Origin of the sequence: Funiculus sociatus GB2-C1 (genome assembly GCF_039962115.1) — a bacterium.
Lineage (GTDB): Bacteria > Cyanobacteriota > Cyanobacteriia > Cyanobacteriales > FACHB-T130 > Funiculus > Funiculus sociatus.
Map to the genome: position 1 here is coordinate 1 of NZ_JAMPKJ010000004.1, position 19444 is coordinate 19444.

Sequence of the window (19444 nt, forward strand, 5' to 3'; positions counted from 1 at the left end):
CAAATTGTCTGCCACAATCTCGACATTTAAAATTTTGTTTACCAGTGTGAGTATGACCATTTTTTACAACGTATTGAGAGTCGCACTTGGGGCATTGCATAAGCTAAAAATTACGGTAGGTTGAATAATTAAAATTATAGTTCATTAGCATTACTATGCAGGACTACCCAGACCTCTTTCCCCACCATTCACCCATTCTTTGACACGGCTACGGTTCATTCGTCCCAGCCAACCTGTACCCAAAATTCTATTACGTACACGTTGAAAAATTCTGACAGGTATTCGAGCTACTTCTGAGCTTAACGGCGTAGGTGAAGTAACTATCTGCTGTGTGTAAGCATAGCTAGACTCGCCCAACAATGAGAGTAAAACTAGCAAGGCAATTGATGGAGATAACCAGCGTTTAGACATAATATTTAACACCAAAACTTCCAATAACTATGCGTATTTCACTTGAATGGATGGAATTTCAATCCGACGATTGGCATTCACTGTAACGTCAATAATGCCGTGACCTCCCTTCCCTGGTTTGACAACGCGATATTCAATTAAAACGCCATCTTGTGAAGCAATGTTGGAATAAGCTGTATAGCTTGTGGGCTTTGACCAAGAAGTAAAATCGTTATAGTCTTGATATCTTGGCAAAATTGCTGCTTGCACCTCTTGGGGACTCATTCTTTGATTCTTTTGAAGGTACTCGGCTGCAATAGCCATACCAAGAGAAGCAGGCCCAGCAAATGATGCGACACTAGGTTCGCTGTCTCGCATTTGGGGAAAACTGAAAGCAACATTGTCACCCAGTTGCTCGCGACGTTGAGCAGCCAACACAATAGAATACTGAGGACTATTTACTTCTGCTACAGCAACATTGGTAAAACTGTTACCGAGAAATTGACTTTGAGCCAATTGAGCTTCTAGCCGCCGGTCATACCATTCCTGAGTGCGCCGTCCCCAAGCGCGACGAGCTAAGGCAAATGCGCCTTGGAGCAAACCCCCAAAAGCAGCCTCCATGACTGCGCCCCCCAGCAGGAAAAACAAAAAGGCATCTGCCTGCTGAGGATTCTGTAAACCCAAGTTAACAGCGAATGAAGCACTCCCCAACGTACCATACTGGATAAATTTTCTGCGATTCATTGATTTATTTCCTTAAAATATCCTCAATCAACCAAATATTGGGGCAAGAGTTCCGACCTTGTTTGGCTCTAACACATTGAGTTTCCAGCGCTAGAGTACGGGTATTGGTAACATCTATGGGCCAACGAATTTTATCTCCCTTACTAATAGTTTGCTCTCCGTAAAAATTCCCATCTTTGTACACTGAAAGCCGAACAATTACAGAACCATCAAGTAAATCAGAAGTTTGAGAGAATCCAAACGACAGGGTTAAGGTTTTAAATTGGGGACGTGCGTTCACTGCTGCTAGCCTACAAGCAACTTCAGTAGGACGATCTTTATAAATTCCCCAGGCGTTTTGACCGAAGTCTGAATTTCCCAGATACGCAACAGCTCTAAATATCTCACGTCCTATAGAAACATCCTCATTTACAGGATTGTATCCTCCCATCCCTCCTATCCTGCGACACCCCATCTCACCCAAAGAAGCAACTCCGGAGGAGCGACGATTTTGAGCCTGTGCGTCACTTGCCATAGAAACTAGGAGTGTTGCTACAATTAGACCGGATATAAACCTACGCAGATTCATTTAACCTCTCATAACTTGAATGGGCTTGTTGATGAGCTTCCTAGTTTAGGAAGCCCAAACTCAAAAGTCTTTGATTATATTATGTAAAATTTTATATGTGATCGCTACCGTGCAAATACCGGATAAAACTACAATCCGATCGCCCTCTTCAAGCCTGCTTAAATAGGCTTTGTTTGTGTAGCCGTGTCTTCAGGCGTTAGGCAAAAAAATTTGTATAAAAGCAAACAAAAAAAATAGGGTGTATGCCACCCTAAAAACTCTCTACAAATATTTAACTGGCGACTACTCTAAAAAAGGCAATTTACACCACCTATTGCTTTTTACCTCTAACTAGCCAAACGTTCTGGCGTTTGAGATTGCAATACAGATACCAAATGCTCCACGCCCCTTTGTAGATGTCGCGTCACCGTCATCGGACTGACACCGATGCGTTTAGCCGCTTCTTTGCGGGGAAGATCGCGGACTAAAACTAAATCAATAGCCGCCTTAGTTTTGTTATCCAGATGGCTCATCGCGCCTTCCAGCTCTTGCCGTTCTTCTTCTTGATGTTGCAAGCTTTGATAGCGAGCGTCAGGCAGCGTTTCTCCCAACGTAATCTGAAAATCAAACTGCTGATAAACGATAGTATCTAAACTTAGTGGTCGGCAGTTTTGAGTCGCCACCTTACTTTCATTCCACTCGTCCAGGGATACTTTGAGTGCTTCGGCAATTTCAGCTTCTTTTGGCGAACGCCCTAAAGTTTGTGCCAAATCTTTACGCGCTTTTTGCCCTTCTTGCTGGAGATCCTGCCAGCGACGAGGCATTTTCATCACGCCGCCCCTGTCGCGCAAAAAATGCAGCATCTCACCGCGAATATAAGGAACCGCAAAGGAACTAAAAGCATAACCTTGATGAGGGTTGAATCTCTCAATCGCCCGCATCAAACCGAGATAGCCGAGTTGTTCCAAATCTTCATAAGGTTCAGAACACTGATAGCTGACTCGGTGAGCAATTTTCCTCACCAGTCCCATATTTAACTCCACCAGTCGATTGCGAACTTCAACGGATGGATTTCTAGAGTATTTAATTAAAAGTTCCATCGAATCGGAGCTGCAAGAAGGTTGAGTCGCCATTGTCAAAGCCTCTGTAATACCAGCCCGTTTAGGAAATTGGGCGATCGCTAAATCTTTTTCGTTTCACCTGAACTTATTTTCTTTAGACGGGGAGCTACGCACCATCGTTGGATTACGGAATTCACAGAGGACTTCCTCCCAAATGTCAGCATATATACGTAAATTGCGCCTTAGTTCGGCCGGAGCTTGTCTATAGAGCTGTCTATGGCTGAATTTGTGTACAGTCTCAGCGAGGCAGCAATCTAATTCCCTATGAGGGATGGACATGAAATTAAGCTTTTAAAACAAGCCGCGAGATCCTTGAGTGGGAACCCAGTAGCAGAAGACTTAAGGTCTACGCCACAATTGAATTGGAAGGTAATCCTTTTTTGTAAATTATTGGTTTAGTTCTGAGGAAGTCCCATGAGTAACACCAGCAACTTCCGTCAAGCGATACGTGAGGCTAAAGATCACGCGCTCGTTGGCCCCAATGTGATTGCCAATGCCCTACCTTACGTAGGCGCTGGACTTGTTTTAACCGCACTTGGCAGCTACGGGGGTCTTGGCGTTCTCCGTTCCAATCCAGAGATATTCATGCCAACCTTCTGGGTGGCGCTGATTGCAGAATTTGCTCTCTTCTTCGTTGCCCAAAACGTTGCCGCAAAAGGTAACAAGAGCGTTGCTCTGCCGCTTTTGGCTACCTACAGCCTGCTGTCTGGCTATACCCTGAGTGGGTTGTTGTTCATCGCGTTGAGGACATCTGGAGTCGGTTTGCAAGGAATTGGTTTTGCAGCCCTCGGTTGCGGCATTACCTTTATTGCAGCACGGCAGATTGGTTCTAACCTGTCTGACCAAGACGGCATGGCTTTGACTAAAACTGTACAGCTAGGCATCATCGCCCTAATTGTTGTGCTAGTGGGTCAGCTGCTGTTGTCCTTCTTTGGTGTCTATACACCCACCTGGCTAGAAATTGCCATTTCTGGCATTGGCGTGTTTTTGTTTGCAGGTGCTGCTGTGGTGGATTTCTACATCCTGCCGCGCACCTACCGCAACGATGAGTATCTACCTGCCGCTTTGTCGATGTATTTAACGTACATCAACCTGTTCATTTTCATTTTGCGCTTGATGATCGCGCTCAATAGCCGCGATTAATAAGCAAAAGGTTACACGAACTAAAATAAGCTTGAAACCGTGGCTTAAATATCAAAAGCTACGGTTTTTTCTTATACATAGAAAGTAAAGACTCCAGCTAAGATCGAAAAGAGTGCAACTTTACTACCAAGCGCTCATCGGAAAAAGCTCGAAACAATGATTGAACTACTAGACATTAAACGAGAAGTCGAAACGTTGTGCGATCGCCTGGGTAAAACTCAGGACTATCTTTGACGTTCCTGCATTGACTGCTAAAATTCAAGACTTGGAGCAATTGGCAGCTCAACCGGAATTTTGGGATGACCAAACTGCTGCACAGAAAACTCTCCAAGAACTCAATGACCTGAAATCCCACTTACAGCAATTTGAGGATTGGAAAAACAATCTGGAAGATGCTAAGGCTGTCGTAGAACTGCTGGAGTTAGAAACTGACACCGCACTCCTGGCGGAAGCGGAAACTAACGTTACCAAGCTCAATCAGGAACTCGACCGCTGGGAGTTGCAACAGCTGCTTTCTGGTACATACGACCAAAGCGGAGCAGTGCTAAGTATTAACGCTGGTGCAGGCGGTACAGACGCTCAAGACTGGGCGGAAATGTTGCTGCGGATGTACACCCGTTGGGCAGAAGATCGCGGCTACAAAGTCACCTTAGCGGAAATATCGGAGGGAGATGAAGCCGGGATAAAATCTGCCACTTTGGAAATTGACGGGCGTTATGCTTATGGCTACCTAAAGGCAGAGAAAGGAACTCACCGACTGGTGCGGATATCGCCTTTCAACGCCAACGACAAGCGGCAAACTAGCTTCGCTGGAGTGGAAGTGATGCCAACTCTGGATAAATCGGTCACTTTGGACATTCCAGACAAGGATTTGGAAATCACTACTACCAGAGCTGGTGGCAAAGGTGGGCAAAATGTCAACAAAGTGGAAACGGCGGTGCGGATCGTTCACATTCCCACTGGGATTGCCGTGCGCTGTACCCAGGAGCGAAGTCAGCTGCAAAACAAAGAAAAAGGTCTTGCCATCCTCAAGGCTAAGTTACTGATTGTTGCCCAAGAGCAACGCGCCAAGGAAATTGCCGACATTCGCGGCGATATGGTGGAGGCAGCTTGGGGCAACCAAATTCGTAACTACGTCTTCCATCCGTACCAGATGGTAAAGGATCTGCGGACGGGTGTGGAAACGACTGCGATCGCTGATGTGATGAACGGCGAAATTGACCCGTTCATTGAAGCTTATCTGCGCCAAGAAAATCAACTGGCTTAAAAAAGGCAATCAATTGTAGGTGTAGGCTTCTCGTTCCCAGGATCAGCCTGGGAACGCTCACAATAGACGTTCTGCCTCCCCAGTTGATCGTGAAAGGTAACTGCCTCACTTCGGCATTCCCAGGCTTACTCTGGAAGATAGCTAGATAATGCCCTGAATAGAGAAACAAACTGTTACATTTAGGGAAACAATGGTTTCTCACTCTTTGACCTTAAGTAAACGCTTCTCATGAGCAACCCATCCTCACCGTCCCCAGTGGCACCACAAAATTCAGAAAACTTGCCAGAATCGCCAGCAGCTTCGACCGAAGCTAAACCCAGCTACGTTAAGCTGGCAATGCGAAACATGGTGCGAAAGCGGGGTACTTCTTTGCAACACTTCGCACTGACAACCGTTGGTTTGTTAGCTGTTCTGATTGGTTTGTCCTACATTACTCGTTAACGACAAGTTAGACAAAAGTGCAAGTTGAAGTCAGCGTACAAGATTGTTTTTTCTCTTCCAGTGCATCTGCTGCTGTTGACAACTCATTTAATAGCGCCGCAAGCGAAGCTACCCCGGAGGGAATCGCCCCGGAAACTTGGGAAATCTGGTTTTATCGCTGGATGGAAAGTCTGCACCCGGATATTCCACCAGGGGATGCTTACGAACTGAGTCTGCGCCTCACCGACGATGAGGAAATGCAGGCGCTTAATTCTCAGTACCGTCAGCAAAATAAACCGACAGATGTGCTGGCTTTTGCCTCCTTAGAGGTAGACTGTCCTCAACCAGTCGAATTAATGGAGGATACGCCTTTGTATCTGGGGGATATCGCGATCTCTGTGGATACGGCAATTCGCCAGGCTCAACAACAAGGACATCCATTAAAAACCGAGCTAGCTTGGTTAGCTGCTCACGGCTTGCTACATCTTCTCGGCTGGGATCATCCCGATGAAGATAGCTTAAGTGAAATGTTAAATCAGCAGGAAACTTTACTTCAGATTATTGGTCTTGATATCCAGCTGAATTAGATCCAACAGCCGCAAGTTGTAATATTCTAGGTTGATGCAATTGTTCGTATCCCGGATTGGAGTTTCCCGGTTATGAAGCTGGATCAATGGTTAATTTCCTTTAGGCAAGAAAAAAACGCTGCCATGCCTCAAGAACTTTCAACACCTTCGATTAACTGCTCTGATGTGGTGAAACCAAACCGGGATTTATCTTGGCGAATTGCTCCCAACTTACTGATTAGTTTTAAATATGCTTGGGCTGGACTCCGATATGCCTTTGTTACCCAGCGCAATTTTCGCATCCATGTAGTCATAGGCACAGGAGCGATGGCTATATGTGTCTTTTTGCATCTCCAACCTGTGGAAATGGCGGTGATTGGCTTGACAATTGGGCTGGTGCTGGCAATGGAATTATTAAATACCGCGATTGAGTCGGTCGTTGACTTAACGGTTAAGCAGTCCTATCATGAACTTGCCAAAATTGCCAAAGACTGTGCCGCTGGTGCTGTTCTGATTTCGGCGCTGGTGTCAGTGTTGGTAGCCACTTCGCTAATGCTACCCCCACTTGTAGCTTTGATTCAGTCGGCGCTGCGCTAAAAAAGTGCTGAGGATTGAGCCAAGAAGGAGTGATAAAGTTTGATTATCGTTATTGATAACTACGACAGTTTCACCTATAACCTAGTGCAGTACCTGGGAGAGCTGGGCGCACAACTGCCTGTAGCGTCTGAGATTAAGGTATATAGAAATGACCAAATCTCTCTGGAGCAAATCCGCCTTGCTAAGCCAGATGGAATCGTGATTTCTCCGGGGCCAGGCCGTCCGGAAGATGCTGGAGTTTCCCAACAACTAATTCAAGAACTAGGCTCCACTGTGCCAATTTTAGGCGTTTGCCTGGGCCATCAAGGTATTGGTCAGGTTTTCGGTGGCGAGGTGGTTTCTGCGCCAATGTTGATGCACGGAAAAACTTCTCCCATCCATCACACAGATACGGGCGTGTTTAAAGGATTAGACAATCCTTTTACCGCTACCCGGTATCATAGTTTGGTGATTGACCGCCAAACCTGCCCAGATGTCCTAGAAATTACGGCTTGGGTGGAGGATGGCACAATCATGGGCGTTCGGCATCGGAACTATCCGCATATTCAGGGCGTCCAATTTCATCCAGAGAGTATTTTGACGACTTCAGGAAAACAGTTGTTGCGAAACTTTCTGGAATCACTTTAGAAGCTAATAGCTAATAGCTAATTGTTGATTAGTATTGCTATTAGCTATTAGTAAAGAACTAATGACTGAGGACTAAATCTTGATGAAACGGCGACAGTTGATCCAGTATGCTGGGGCGGGCTTGCTTGCAGCTTTAGGAACAGGCTTGGCTTCTGGATTTGAAAGTTATCAGGCGCAGACATCTGGTGATTCACTTTCTATTAAGTGGCTGGGGCATACCAGCTTTTTGTTCACTGGGGGCGGCAAACGAGTTCTGGTGAATCCCTTTCAGAATTTGGGCTGCACATCTGGCTATCGTTCATCTAAGGTGGCGGCAGATTTGGTGTTAGTCAGCAGTCTATTGCTTGATGAAGGCGGGGTGGAAGGGCTACCGGGGAATCCGAAATTAATCTACGAACCGGGAGCTTATCAAGTTGATAATTTAAAACTTCAAGGGATTAGCATTAGCAAAGACCGCGAGGGCGGACGACGTTTTGGGACGAATGTGGCTTGGCGTTGGACGCAAGGGGGAATTAATGTTCTGCATTTGGGGGGTGCAGCGGCACCGATTGAGATTGAGCAGAAAATTCTGATGGGTCGTCCTGATGTAGTGCTGGTTCCAGTGGGGGGAGGCGCGAAAGCTTACACGCCAACGGAAGCAAAACAGGCGATACAAGTTCTCAATCCGAAGTTGGTGATTCCGACGCATTACCGGACGCAAGCTGCCGATCCTGCTAAGTGCGATATTGTGGCTGTGGATGAGTTTTTGGCGTTGATGGATGGGATGCCGATACGTCGTGTTGGTGACACGCTGACGGTTAAGCCAGGAGATTTGCCGAGTAATGGGAGCGCGATCGCATTGATGAGTTATAAATTTTAAATTACATCCTCGTTCCCCGCCTCAGCCTGGGAACGAGAACTACTCGTTAATGACTGAATAAAGTTGATTAAATTTCTCATTGGGTAACAAACCCCTGGGATCTAACGATAAATTTTCTTTGATACGGGTGACAAGATACATATCGATGTCACCTTTATTTTTTGCATCGATTTTACCCCGATATTCGCATTCAAAAAAATCTTTGATTAACTGAAAAGTTGTTTCCGAAATATTAATGCCTCCGGGAACACCAGATGATTCCATTCTGGATGCAATATTAACAGTATCTCCCCAAACATCATAAGCAAACTTCTTGTGTCCGATTGCACCTGCTAATAACGGGCCTGAGTGAATGCCGATGCGAATTTCCCAGTAGGGATGATTGTTTTGAATTTTTTCTTGTCGCCGCCATTGCATAAATTCTCGAATTTGTAAGGCGGATAGGGCGGCATCAATCGCATGGGTGCGGTTGGGAGTGGGGATTCCGCCAACACACATATAACTGTCACCAATTGTTTTTAATTTTTCTAGATTCTGTGCTTCAGTTACCATATCGAAAGCAGAAAAGCAATAATCTAGTTCATCTACTAACTCTTGGGGTGGCAGTTGTTCGGCTAAGTTAGTGAAGTTCTTGAAGTCGGTAAATAGAACTGAGGCGGATTCATAATAAACAGGTTTTACTCTACCTGTGCTTTTCAGTTCATCAGCAACACCTGCTGGCAGGATGTTTAATAGTAGTTGGTCAGATTTGCGTTTTTCTGCCTCTAGTTGAGCATTTAGCTGATTTAACTCTTCAAAACAGTTGGCGTTGCGAATTGCTGCTGATATTTGTAAAGCTAGTAAATAGCCGATCCGCACATCTTCCAGCGTGTAAGCTTTCGGTAAAGTGGTGGCAAAGTTGATTGTACCCATTACTAAAGAGCGATCGCTTACCAATGGGATAATCAGCTGGGAGGCGTAGGGTGCTAAAAAAGCTGCCATTGAACCTTCTTTAATTAGTTGCGGTTGACCCGTTTTCATGACACGCCCCAGAGGACTATCCTCTATAACCCTAGCCGCGTCCAATTCCACAGGAGAACCAAACAATGTCACTAGCCGACAAGAATTGCTATGACAAATGTAAACGCTACAATGCTCAAAATCTAGCAACCATTTGGCTTGTTTGCCTACGACTCGCAAAATCTCATCTAGATTAAGGGAACGATTGATCGCTGTGGCAATTTCATTCACGGCGGCGATGCGGGTCGATAGCGCTTGAGTTTCAGCCAGTAGACGGCGGGCTATCAGCAGCAGTGGTTCGCGTTCTTGCTTTTCCAGCCCATTGCCATTCATGGAGTTGGGAGGATAGGGTGATTGTATATTTATAATGAGTCGATTTCCAGGGCGATCGCGTCCGTATAGCGGTTTATGCTGGTGAATAAGTCAGCTGTGCCAATAATCTCGAAAATTTCTGACTCGTCTAACCCCAACGAACGCAACTGCTGGTAATCTGCATCAGTTAAATCGTGCGGTTGGGTGGCGGCTTTTAAGCCAAAGGTGATTACGGCTTTTTCACGGGCTGGTAGCGGACAAGCCGCAAAGTCTGAAACTAACGTCTTGAGGACTTCTTCACTCATCCCCAGGGCTGATAATCCATGCAGATGAACGTTTAAGGCATAGGGACTATTATTGGCTTGGGAGATGGCGACCCCAATCATTTCTTTGAGGGTACGGGGTACGTCTCCCTTGAGAATAGTGGCGCGAAACTTTTTCCAGTTGGCTTCTAATAAGTCGGGATTGATAGCCATCGATTTGAAAATGTTGGGAACGATGCCAAACCCTAATTCTGTTAAAATTTCGTCGTAAACTTCCTTAACTTTTAAATCGGTTACTTCATCTGGTTCCTTGATAGAAAAGTGAGCCATTGGTGCCTCTTGTGTTTGTTTATGCAGGTGTAAAATGATACAAGTGTGTAAAATCTTTATTTGATTACCCTGATCTCCAGTTTTCGGGTCTTACAAAGCCCGGACAGGAGAATTCGGCTTATTAGTAGTTGCACCCGCAAATAGCACTCTGTTGTCCTCAAAGGATAACAGGATTGATAAGACAATGCTCTGTATTATTAATTATTAGCTAATTTTTGTGGACATAGATTACTGCATTTAAAGATTAGATAAGGAATGAACCGATAAAATAAAAAGATATAATTCCTAAAACTAATAGAATTAAGGTTATGCAAGCAGAATACCGCGATCGCCGCCAGCAGTTGATGGCAAAAATTGGCAACGGAACGGGCATATTCCGTAGTGCGCCAGTAGCTGTTATGCACAACGATGTCGAGTACACTTTTCGGCAGGATAGTGATTTTTTTTACTTGACGGGGTTTAATGAACCGGAGGCGGTGGCAGTTTTAGCACCACACCACGCTGAACACAAGTTTATTCTCTTTGTGCAGCCGAAGGAACGGGAGAAGGAAGTTTGGACGGGATATCGGGTTGGTGTGGATGCAGCAAAAGAATTTTATGGGGCGGATGAAGCTTACCCGATTGCGGAACTTGATGAGAAGCTGCCCCAGTATTTAGAAAAAGCCGATCGGATTTATTATCATTTGGGACGCGATCGCGCTTTCAACGATACGATTATCAAACACTGGCAGCGTTTAATGGCGGGTTATCCCAAACGCGGTACGGGGCCAATTGCCATTGAAGACACAAACCCCGTCCTTCATGCGATGCGGCTGGTGAAAAGTCCCGCTGAGTTAGAATTGTTACGTCGAGCGGCTGACATCTCAGTAGAAGCACATAACCACGCGCGCGAGTTCGCGCAACCAGGGTGTTACGAGTACGAAATTCAGGCGGAAATAGAACATATCTTCAGAAAGCGGGGTGGGATGGGGCCAGCTTATCCCTCAATTGTTGCCTCTGGTGCTAATGCCTGCGTGCTGCACTACATTGAGAACGATCGGCAGATGCAGGATAATGATTTGCTGCTGATTGATGCAGGTTGTTGTTACAAATATTACAACGGGGATATCACGCGCACTTTCCCGGTTGGGGGCAAATTTACGGCAGAACAAAAGATACTTTACGAGATTGTATTAGAAGCGCAATTACAAGCGATCGCGCAAGTTCAACCAGGCAATCCTTATAATTTATTTCACGATACAGCAGTGCGGGTGCTGGTAGAAGGTTTGATGGATTTGGGACTTCTGGCGGGTGATATTGAAGAAATCATCAAAGAAGAGAAATATAAACCTTTTTATATGCACCGTACCGGACACTGGCTGGGGTTAGATGTCCACGATGCAGGTGTTTACAAGCACGGCGAGGAAGTCTGGCAAAGTTTGCAACCCGGTCATGTGCTGACGGTTGAACCGGGACTTTATATTGGACTTGATGTGCAACCTGTCGAAGGACAGCCAGCCATAGATGACAGGTGGCGCGGTATTGGCATCCGAATTGAGGATGATATTTTAGTCACTGAGTCAGGACATGAGGTTTTGACACAAGCAGTGCCTAAATTGGTGGAGGAATTAGAAGCGTGAAGATAATTCCGTTTCTCCTTAAGAGTCCTCTTTCATAGGGCTGGTAAAGGATTTCAGTTCTTTTTTAATCGACAAACAAACAGACGAGATCGCCCTTGTCTCTACATACATTTTAATGTATGTAGAGACAAGGGCGATCTCGTTCCTACATCTGGAAAATGGATTCCCAGCCGGCCAAGTATTTTGGCAATAACTCGCTTGTAGATGTAATTTGGAAAATAATGCAAGCTTTTTAAATTCTCTAAAGATATCTTCCATTTAAGGATATTTATATCTAAAGAAGTAAAATAAATTGTATTACGATTGGCGCAACCCGTTCATAATATCTTCTTCTATCTAGGGGAGGAATTTATAATTATTAAGTGGTAAAGCTAGTAATAAATAACAGTACATAAAGATTTTTATGTAATCAAAGAGTTTAAATATATGCCTAATTATTCTACCAGGATTTACACAAAATTGCTTAAACTTTTGCCAGAAACTATACACTGGCTTAACCAGCAAGACAACCCTAGTGAAACGATTGATTTATTAGTTAAAAACGCTCGAAAAAGCAATGAGGATTGCTTTAGTGAAGAAAGCAGTGTTGAGATGGCAGAATTTTCAGCACTTGAAGAAGACTTGGAGATATCAGGGGAACAGGTGAAGAGTCTAACGCAAGAAGTGGAGGATCTAAAACAAGAGCTGAATTTGGAAATACAGAAAACAAAAGAGTATTGTCAAGAACTGGAAAATATACAGCAGGAGTTACGTAATAGTTGCGCCTATGATTTACGCAATCAAGTTGGCACAGCAGAGATATCAGAAGATAAAATGGATGCGATCGCGCAAACAATCTTAAGGAATGAAAAGGGGAAAGATGGTAATCTACTGGTAAAGGACAAAGATTGGTTTACGGTCAAAGATGCGTTAACAAGGTTTATTGCCATTCTATTGATTAGGTAGGTAGAAGCTTTAGGCATATTTTTATACATCACTATTTTGAGTTCAGAACAATTACAAATTCCAGCTTTAGTTTAAAAACGTTAAATCTATAGTCAAAAGAAAACTTAGTAGGGAGTGCGATGATGTCAAAAACAACAGCAAACCAGACAAGATCCTACGCAGCGGTTGAAAATTAGTGGGAACCCCCACACCTCCCGCTGACTTGATTTTTGATGATGGTGAACCGATGGAAAGCAACCCCTAACGCACCTCGTCGAGTTAGGGGTTGCTTTTTTGGAAAAACCGACTTACAGTTTTATGTCGTAAAACCGATATTTTGCCTGTTATCTAGGTAAAATCGCAATTATGGGGCGCGATGGGAGCAAGGCAAATACTTTGGTAACACAAAATGTGACTACCGCCGATCTGGCGGAGCAATTCCGACATCTTCAAAACCAGCTGCGCGAAGTTTGGCATACTACCGAACTTTTTGACAACAGCGATGCTGATATTGTGGTGATTCCTTCTTTGAGTATCGATCAGCGAGAACTGCTGAAAATTGAAGGATCTCATCACTACGAGGAGCGACTTTTATTTTCGTTAATTCGCCTGCATAACCCCCGAACCAGGCTAATTTACGTTACCTCCCAGCCGTTGCATCCCAGCGTAATTGATTACTATTTACAACTGCTACCGGGAATTCCGTTTTCTCACGCACGCGATCGCTTGCTGCTACTTTCCGCTTACGACTCCTCCCTTAAACCTCTAACTCAAAAAATTTTAGAGCGTCCCCGCTTAATGGAGCGAATTCGGCAAGCCTTGCAGCTAGAAAAGTCTTATATGATTTGTTACAACAGTAGCCCTTGGGAAAGGGAACTGTCTCTAGCACTGGGCGTACCTTTGTATGCTTGCGATCCGGATTTGCAGGATTGGGGAACTAAAAGTGGCTCTCGGCAAATATTTGCAGAGAGTGGGGTTCCTCATCCCGATGGTAGCAGTAGCGTCTGGAATGCTCAAGAACTGACACAAGCAGCAGTCGATTTATGGGAACGACAGCCGACTTTACAGCGAATGGTTGTCAAACTCAATGAAGGAATTTCCGGCGAAGCAAATGCAATTCTGGACTTAAGACCGATTCAGGAACTAGCACCCCAGAAAGCTTCCCATCAAGAACGAATGGAGGCAATAAGCGATCGCTTGCCATTTCTCGGCTTTCAAGCCAAAGCTGAAACCTGGGAAAATTTTTCTGGTCGCATCCCAGAATTAGGAGCAATTGTAGAAGCTTTCATCGAAGGAGACATTAAGCGGAGTCCCAGCGTTCAAGGTCGCATCACACCCGATGGAAAAGTAGAAATTCTCTCAACTCACGACCAAATTTTAGGAGGCCCTGACGGTCAAATTTACCTTGGTTGTCGCTTCCCAGCCGATGAAACTTATCGATTACGCTTGCAAGAATTGGGATTAAAAGTAGGCAAGAAACTAGCAGAAAAAGGAGCCTTAGAACGCTTCGGCGTTGATTTTGTCGCCGTTCGCCACCCTGACGCAGAAGAGGGACAATGGGAGCTGCAAGCAATAGAAATTAACCTGCGAAAAGGCGGCACTACCCATCCTTTTATGACCCTCAAGCTGTTAACAAACGGTCGCTACGACCTCTCGACTGGTTTATTTTACAGCAAACAAGGTCGTCCAAAATACTACATCGCCACCGACAATCTGCAAAAAGACCGTTACCGAGGACTGCTGCCAAACGACTTAATGGATATCATTGCCCATCACAAATTGCATTTTGATACTGGTACTGAAACAGGCACCGTTTTCCATCTCATGGGTTGTCTTTCCGAATTCGGCAAGCTGGGATTAACCAGTATTGGCGATTCCATGCAACAGGCAGAAGAAATTTACAACAAGGTAGAAAAAGTGCTGGACGAAGAAACTAAAATTCGCCCTAATTATTTCAACTCGTCATTTTATCCGATTCCCCCGATTACTTGGAGAGGGAACGGCTAAAACTGGGGTAATGAAAATAAGAGGATGTTTGAAAAAGCACTTTTCAAACGCTATAGGTTAGAGGATGTCTGAAAAGTCATAATCGAGACGCTTAGAGGGTGGAGATCCCCCTTGCATCCCCCTTAAAAAGGGGGACTAAGACTTGATTGTCCCCCCTTTTCAAGGGGGGCTGGGGGGATCAAACTAACTTTTGACACTTCTCAGACATCCTCTTAGAGATCCCCCTAAATCACCCTTAAAAAAGGGGGAAATCTTCCCCCTTTTTTAAGGGGGGCTAGACGGGATCTCTAAGATTTCAGCGTCATATAGATAATTCACACATCCTCTAAGCGATCGCTGCTCACACTGCATACGCTGCTATAACTAAAGAGTGTGCAACTTCATTTTTAGAGACTACGCTTTTGACATTCGGATCGGGTTATTAATTGCTCTCCTTGTGCCGTTAGTTGTTTTGTTCTAAACACGCGACTACATACGGAGCCTCCTAATGTCATCTCAATCCGATATTCCAATAAAAAATCAACTACTTGCCGCCCTACCAGAAACCGAGTACCAGCGCCTTATTCCTCACCTAGAACTCGTCTCGCTATCACGGGAGCAAGTTCTCTACAACGCTGGCGAATTGATTGAACACGTCTATTTTTTCAATCAGGGATTGTGTTCTTTGATCACCTTCATGGAAAACGGCACGATAGTCGAAGTAGGTCTGGTGGGCAAAGAAGGCATGATTGGTCTTCCCGTATGCTGGGGAGGTAAGACCACGATCAACGAAGCGATGGTGCAAATCTCAGGCACTGCCATGCGGATGAAAGCCGAGCATCTGAAAACCGAGTTCAACCGGGGTGATACACTTCACAGCTTGCTGCTGCGCTATACGCAAGCGCTATTTACTCACACCTGCCAATCTACTGCCTGCAATCGCCTGCATACGATAGAGGAGCGGCTTGCCCGTTGGCTGCTCAACGTCCAAGATCGCATGGAATCAGACGTGCTACCGTTGACTCAGGAATTTCTCTCTCATATGTTAGGCGCACGCCGCTCCGGTGTCACGGTGGCTGCTGGCACCCTAAGCCAAGCGGGAATGATCCGCTACAGCCGTGGTAAGATTACCATCCTCGATCGGGAGAGTTTGGAAGCAACCGCTTGCGAGTGTTATGGGGTGATTAAAAACGAGTACGATCGGTTGCTAGGTAAAGGGAGCGATTAGATTTGCTGACGACCTCTTTGTAATTTGGGTTTTTTGTCTGAGAGCGTACAGAACTCCGATAGCGATCGCATTTATTCTTAATATTACAGGCTCGGAAATCGAGGCTAACAATAGCCGTTAGGGAAGTTGATGACCTCTTTTTAATTTGGCTTTTATGTCGGGAAGCGTACAGAATTGCGATAGCGATCGCGTTTATTCTTAATATTTCCAGATTGGAAGTTCTCAGTAGCAATTTTGGATTTTGGGCGAGAGCCGATGCCAGGATGGAGGTCACTTACATCTATGCGCTACGCACTTTCCTTTGCCAACAGTACAAGCCTGACTCAGAAAGGGCAGAACAAACCTTCAATTTAAAATCTCCAGAAGCGTTGCGCTCCCGTCAAAAACATCGGCAAAGTCAATCCCAAATCCAAAATCGATTGACCTATGCCAGCTATTTTTACTCAATACAACCCTCAATACAACCGCGTCAGAGCGCTACCCAATGTTCCGGTTAAAGGTAACAGGAGGTTAACTATGAATAATTCCACACGCCTAGCTGCTAAATACGATGATGATATTAACAAAAAAATGATAGACCTCTGGGGGCAGGGTTGGCAAAAACTCTCTCCAAAACAAAGGCAATTAGTTGGAGAAATTCTTAATAACCTAAATCAAGTTCCTTCCCTCAGCTAGGTTAATTCAAAGTTTTTAATATCAGGCGCTGTAAAAAACAATTTTATGTTACAGGATGTCTGGGAAGTGTCAAAAGTTTTGATCCCCCCAGCCCCCGCGCTAACGCGCCGCTGCGCTAGAAAAAAGGGGGGAAAATCAAGTCTTAGTCCCCCTTAAAAAGGGGGATTTAGGGGGAGCTCCACCCTAGAAGCGTCTCGATTATTACTTTTCAGAAATCCTCTTAGGCTCAGGCTTTCGTAGCCAACAAAGGCTTATGTTTTGTTAGGTGAGGTTCTCACAACTCAGCTTACGCTAACTACTAGCCTGGTTTCCGGCTTCCATAGCGAAAGCTCAAAAGCCTTTTTTGAGTTTTGTTTTCTTATCAATCTTTTCCTACAATCATTCTTTATCGGACGGTATTTGGTTATACAAATATATCTTCCTTAGAGGAGATTTTACCACAACCGAATTAAACAAGCAGCAGCTCTTGTAGGTTGCTTGAAAATTTATCTCCAGAATAATCAAGAGAAAGCAAATCTTATATAACTAATATGTTTCCTTTATATTTTAAATCTCAAGTAACTTATTAATATAATTGTTATATGGCTGAAATGGCTCGTTCTTTTGACGGAAGTCAATATTGAAGATAATCGCTAACTTAGGGGCATAAATCTCAAAGAAGGAAGGCAGTTATGTTCGATATTGGTACTGATGTTGTGAATCAAAAAACTGGGCATATTGGCAAAGTGATTGGTTACGGGCATGAAATGGTTAACGGAGTTTATTCGCCAACACTGAAAGTGCTTTTATCGGAAGCTTTAAACCCAGGGAAAAAGGGTTTTATAGAAGAGGACTTGCATTCAGCATGGACTCAATGGCAGGAAGCTAACAATCTTTCCATTAAGTGAGTATTTGGCACAAACGTAAGAGGCGTTTGACAAGCTATGTATATGTACAATTTAATTTTCTGTATTGATCCATGATGAACCCGGGCCACGCTCAACGCCTGTAGATTCTGTCTGCTCGTCGGAGAACGTTTCCTGATTCGTATCTTGCGGTCGGATAGAATCGAGTGTAGCCCTGTGTCTTCGTGTGGTTGTGACCCAGTCTGTACAGAGTGCGATTCACTGCATAAATCCAGATTGTCCGCGTCCTTATCCCCAGGTTTGGGGAAACAAATTTTGCAACAGTTGCGGCGCACCGTTACAACTGTTGCATCGTTATGTTCCCATCCAGCCTCTCGGAGTTGGGGGATTCGCCGCGATTTACACAATCTGGGATTTGCACCTGTCAAGAGAACGAGTGCTGAAGGTTTTGCTGGAATCTTTACCGAAGGCGCTGGAACTGTTTGAGCAAGAAGCGGCAGTCTTAGCAAGTCTAAATCATCCGGGCGTTCCCAGAGTGGAGCCAGATAGCTATTTTGTGGTGGACTTAGGCAAGCGCCAGCTACCTTGTCTGGTGATGGAAAAAATCAACGGTCAAACCTTGCAGGATATTCTGGATCGGTATCCCCAAGGGTGTCCAGAATCGCTGGTACGCAATTGGCTCAACCAAGCTTTAGAGATTTTAGAGGAATTGCATCGCCGCAATATTATTCACCGCGATATCAAGCCTTCTAACTTGATGCTGCGTCAAGAAACTGGGCAGCTGGTGGCGATTGATTTTGGGGGTGCGAAACAAATTGGCACAGTGCAGCTGGGTTCTGTTGCTAGTTCGACGCGGTTGATTTCTCCCGGTTACAGTCCGCCAGAACAGATTATGGGGAGTGGGGTGGGGCCTGCGGCAGATTTTTACGCACTGGGTAAGACGATGATTCACTTACTGAGTGGGCAATATCCGCCGGATTTGGAAGATACAGCGAGTGGTGAGTTGAGGTGGCGACATTGCGCCCCGATTAGCCCTGATTTGGCTGACTTGCTGGATGACATGGTAAAAGACGATGTGCGCCAGCGACCAGCAAGTGCGGCCCAGATTCAGCAGCGTTTGACTGGGGTTTCTTCAATGAAGACGATACCCAGTAACGTACCGCAGTCTTTTTCCGGGGCGATCGCTTCCTTTGCCCGCACAAGTCTGAAGCTGGTGGCGATAGCGATCGCATCTATCCTGACAGCTGTAGGTCAAATTACTCTTTTCGTTGTTCGCGCGATCGCCAAAACCTTACAAGCTTGTTTAGATACGCTTTGGGAAATGATTGTCGGCGGTATTGGCGCTGGTGTGTTTGCCGCAACTGGCTTTTTCTTGGCTTATGTATTGCCGTTGGGTGCGAATTTCGCTGCTATTCTCGCCCAATTACCCCCGATTTTTCCCTATATTCCCCCCCACGTAGGGCAAGCGGTTCTGCTGTTTGCTGCTGCTGGCTGGGGGACAGCTTGGGGTCTTACCGAAGCGGGAGGCTTTGGACAGCGCAAGCGGCGTTTAGTGGCTGGGCTGATGGGCGTTTTCGGCTACGGCTTAGGGTGGCTGATTTGCCATGTGATGCCTTATGGATCGGTGCTGCGCTTAGTAACGTTGATTGGATTTGCAGTCGGCCCCTTAACCCTTGGCTTAGGTTTGCCTAGCCATCAACTGGTTCACGCTGTTATTGCCGCAGCTGGCACAGCTGGAGTCTTGACTGCTTTACAAGCTTATACCTTCATCCCTACCGCATCCGCTCCTTTAGTCACCCTTGGCTTTTTTGGGATTTTGGGTGTCACTACTGCCTTCTGGTTGGGCGTGAGTTACTACATCGTTGTACCTTTTCTGCGTTGGTTGGGCTGGCGATGATGCGGTGCTATGTCTGCGTAAATTTCCGGAACACGCGATCGCATTGGGGGATCTGTACTTAAGTACACAAATTTTATTGTCAACT

Annotated in this window: 22 protein-coding genes; 15 read left to right on the forward strand and 7 right to left on the reverse strand. The window is 45.3% G+C overall.

What is annotated here, in order from left to right:
- The 5 genes from NDI42_RS03100 to NDI42_RS03120 all read right to left on the reverse strand — a co-directional run.
- Positions 1–100 (reverse strand): IS1 family transposase (locus tag NDI42_RS03100; RefSeq protein WP_190450560.1); only part of this gene is annotated, 100 nt, incomplete at its 3' end.
- A 53-nt stretch (positions 101–153) separates the two neighbouring features.
- Positions 154–411, reverse strand: a complete 258-nt coding sequence (locus NDI42_RS03105; protein ID WP_190451263.1) for a hypothetical protein — start codon at positions 409–411, stop codon at positions 154–156.
- Between the two features lie 27 nt (positions 412–438).
- Positions 439–1134, reverse strand: a complete 696-nt coding sequence (locus NDI42_RS03110; RefSeq protein WP_190451265.1) for a hypothetical protein — start codon at positions 1132–1134, stop codon at positions 439–441.
- Between the two features lie 4 nt (positions 1135–1138).
- Positions 1139–1648 (reverse strand): hypothetical protein, encoded by a 510-nt coding sequence (locus NDI42_RS03115; RefSeq protein ID WP_190451267.1) that lies wholly within the window; start codon positions 1646–1648, stop codon positions 1139–1141.
- A 380-nt stretch (positions 1649–2028) separates the two neighbouring features.
- Positions 2029–2814 (reverse strand): RNA polymerase sigma factor SigF, encoded by a 786-nt coding sequence (locus tag NDI42_RS03120; RefSeq protein WP_190451269.1) that lies wholly within the window; start codon positions 2812–2814, stop codon positions 2029–2031.
- A gap of 402 nt (positions 2815–3216) precedes the next feature.
- On the opposite strand from NDI42_RS03120, the gene NDI42_RS03125 reads away from it, so the two are divergent.
- The 7 genes from NDI42_RS03125 to NDI42_RS03155 all read left to right on the forward strand — a co-directional run bounded on the left by NDI42_RS03125 (position 3217) and on the right by NDI42_RS03155 (position 8281).
- On the forward strand, positions 3217–3945 hold the full coding sequence (locus tag NDI42_RS03125) for a Bax inhibitor-1/YccA family protein (RefSeq protein ID WP_190451272.1): 729 nt from the start codon (positions 3217–3219) through the stop codon (positions 3943–3945).
- 156 nt (positions 3946–4101) lie between these two features.
- Positions 4102–5212, forward strand: a protein-coding gene (gene prfB, locus NDI42_RS03130) for a peptide chain release factor 2 (protein WP_199301523.1) whose coding sequence is annotated in 2 segments (ribosomal slippage) — positions 4102–4176 and positions 4178–5212 — 1110 coding nt in all. Because the reading frame shifts where the segments join, the coding sequence is not laid out codon by codon here.
- Between the two features lie 228 nt (positions 5213–5440).
- Positions 5441–5653 carry a DUF3285 domain-containing protein gene (locus tag NDI42_RS03135; protein WP_190422872.1) on the forward strand — a complete coding sequence of 71 codons (213 nt, stop codon included), beginning with the start codon at positions 5441–5443 and terminating at the stop codon, positions 5651–5653.
- 17 nt (positions 5654–5670) lie between these two features.
- Positions 5671–6219 (forward strand): rRNA maturation RNase YbeY, encoded by a 549-nt coding sequence (gene ybeY / locus NDI42_RS03140; protein ID WP_190451274.1) that lies wholly within the window; start codon positions 5671–5673, stop codon positions 6217–6219.
- 123 nt (positions 6220–6342) lie between these two features.
- Positions 6343–6795 carry a diacylglycerol kinase family protein gene (locus tag NDI42_RS03145; RefSeq protein WP_190451454.1) on the forward strand — a complete coding sequence of 151 codons (453 nt, stop codon included), beginning with the start codon at positions 6343–6345 and terminating at the stop codon, positions 6793–6795.
- 39 nt (positions 6796–6834) lie between these two features.
- Positions 6835–7422: an anthranilate synthase component II gene (locus tag NDI42_RS03150; protein ID WP_190451276.1), complete on the forward strand. Its 588-nt coding sequence runs from the start codon at positions 6835–6837 to the stop codon at positions 7420–7422.
- An 82-nt stretch (positions 7423–7504) separates the two neighbouring features.
- Positions 7505–8281 carry an MBL fold metallo-hydrolase gene (locus NDI42_RS03155; RefSeq protein ID WP_190451277.1) on the forward strand — a complete coding sequence of 259 codons (777 nt, stop codon included), beginning with the start codon at positions 7505–7507 and terminating at the stop codon, positions 8279–8281.
- A 39-nt stretch (positions 8282–8320) separates the two neighbouring features.
- On the opposite strand, the gene NDI42_RS03160 is transcribed toward NDI42_RS03155, so the two are convergent.
- Both NDI42_RS03160 and NDI42_RS03165 read right to left on the reverse strand, forming a co-directional pair.
- Positions 8321–9613, reverse strand: a complete 1293-nt coding sequence (locus tag NDI42_RS03160) for an adenylate/guanylate cyclase domain-containing protein (RefSeq protein ID WP_190451280.1) — start codon at positions 9611–9613, stop codon at positions 8321–8323.
- A 29-nt stretch (positions 9614–9642) separates the two neighbouring features.
- Entirely contained in the window at positions 9643–10185 is a 543-nt protein-coding gene (locus NDI42_RS03165) for a carboxymuconolactone decarboxylase family protein (protein ID WP_190451282.1), read from the reverse strand.
- A gap of 308 nt (positions 10186–10493) precedes the next feature.
- Here NDI42_RS03165 and NDI42_RS03170 point away from each other — a divergent pair, with 308 nt between their 5' ends.
- The 8 genes from NDI42_RS03170 to NDI42_RS03205 all read left to right on the forward strand — a co-directional run bounded on the left by NDI42_RS03170 (position 10494) and on the right by NDI42_RS03205 (position 19359).
- Positions 10494–11804: an aminopeptidase P N-terminal domain-containing protein gene (locus tag NDI42_RS03170; RefSeq protein ID WP_190451284.1), complete on the forward strand. Its 1311-nt coding sequence runs from the start codon at positions 10494–10496 to the stop codon at positions 11802–11804.
- A 426-nt stretch (positions 11805–12230) separates the two neighbouring features.
- Positions 12231–12749, forward strand: a complete 519-nt coding sequence (locus NDI42_RS03175; RefSeq protein WP_190451286.1) for a hypothetical protein — start codon at positions 12231–12233, stop codon at positions 12747–12749.
- A gap of 375 nt (positions 12750–13124) precedes the next feature.
- Positions 13125–14735: a peptide ligase PGM1-related protein gene (locus NDI42_RS03180; RefSeq protein ID WP_348231362.1), complete on the forward strand. Its 1611-nt coding sequence runs from the start codon at positions 13125–13127 to the stop codon at positions 14733–14735.
- A gap of 487 nt (positions 14736–15222) precedes the next feature.
- A complete protein-coding gene (locus tag NDI42_RS03185) occupies positions 15223–15942 on the forward strand; it encodes a Crp/Fnr family transcriptional regulator (protein ID WP_190451289.1) in 720 nt (239 codons plus the stop codon).
- Positions 15943–16205: 263 nt separating this feature from the next.
- Positions 16206–16439, forward strand: coding sequence for a hypothetical protein (locus tag NDI42_RS03190; protein ID WP_190451290.1), 234 nt, complete (start codon positions 16206–16208; stop codon positions 16437–16439).
- Positions 16440–16458: 19 nt separating this feature from the next.
- Positions 16459–16617 (forward strand): hypothetical protein, encoded by a 159-nt coding sequence (locus NDI42_RS03195; protein WP_190451292.1) that lies wholly within the window; start codon positions 16459–16461, stop codon positions 16615–16617.
- Positions 16618–17288: 671 nt separating this feature from the next.
- Positions 17289–17504, forward strand: a complete 216-nt coding sequence (locus tag NDI42_RS03200) for a hypothetical protein (protein ID WP_190420176.1) — start codon at positions 17289–17291, stop codon at positions 17502–17504.
- A gap of 190 nt (positions 17505–17694) precedes the next feature.
- Positions 17695–19359 (forward strand): serine/threonine protein kinase, encoded by a 1665-nt coding sequence (locus NDI42_RS03205; protein WP_190451294.1) that lies wholly within the window; start codon positions 17695–17697, stop codon positions 19357–19359.
- Positions 19360–19444 lie beyond the last annotated feature (85 nt).